This window comes from Streptomyces solitudinis (genome assembly GCF_036323765.1).
Classification (GTDB): Bacteria; Actinomycetota; Actinomycetes; order Streptomycetales; family Streptomycetaceae; genus Streptomyces.
Genome location: NZ_JAZDCW010000032.1, coordinates 1 through 710 on the forward strand (window position 1 = coordinate 1; position 710 = coordinate 710).

General features: G+C 68.9%; 1 protein-coding gene and 1 pseudogene. Both read right to left on the bottom strand.

Annotation, left to right across the window (positions count from 1 at the left end; genetic code table 11):
• Positions 1 to 206: pseudogene (locus tag V1J52_RS26005) on the bottom strand (ATP-binding protein); the annotation flags it as partial.
• Positions 187 to 600, bottom strand: a complete 414-nt coding sequence (locus V1J52_RS26010; protein ID WP_330142423.1) for a DUF742 domain-containing protein — start codon at positions 598 to 600, stop codon at positions 187 to 189. The pseudogene V1J52_RS26005 and the gene V1J52_RS26010, both read right to left, overlap by 20 nt.
• Positions 601 to 710 lie beyond the last annotated feature (110 nt).

Sequence of the window (710 nt, forward strand, 5' to 3'; positions counted from 1 at the left end):
CCACCGGTGTGGGTCAGGTCGTCGATACCCGCCGACGCGGAGGTCATCACCGCTTCGGTACGCAGCGGATTGATCTCCGAGACGGCACCCACGAAGGTCGTCTTGCCCACCCCGAAACCACCGGCCACCACGATCTTCGCGGAGGTCGTGGAGCGGGCCGGGATCCCGCCCGGCGCCATGGGGGAGCTAGAGCTTGCGAAGTCCACTGAGCACCCTTTCGAGCAGTGTCACATCTGGCGCACCGCCGGGCTCGCTGTTCCCGCCGGGCTGGTGGATGGCCACCATCCCGGCCTCGGCGAGGTCGGCGACGAGAATGCGGGCCACACCCAGTGGGATGGCGAGGAGCGCGGAGACCTCCGCGACGGACTTCACCTCACGGCACAGGTGGCAGATGCGCTGGTGCTCGGGGAGCAGGCCGGGGAGCTGGGCCGGGTCGGCACTGCTGCTCACCAGGGCCTCGATGGCGAGCTGGTAGCGCGGCCGGGTGCGTCCGCCGGTCATGGCGTACGGACGCACCAACGGCTGGTCGCCGTCGTCGTCGTACGATGCGTGATGCCCCATCTCACCGTACGGGTCTGACGAGGCGGGCGGCGTGGTCATGGCTCCTCCGAGCGAGGCATGAGGTCGTCGAAACGGACTGTGGTGCTCATGTGGGGGGAGCGGCTTCTCAGTTCAGGATGCTGCCTTGCAGCTCGGAGCGGAGTTCGGGC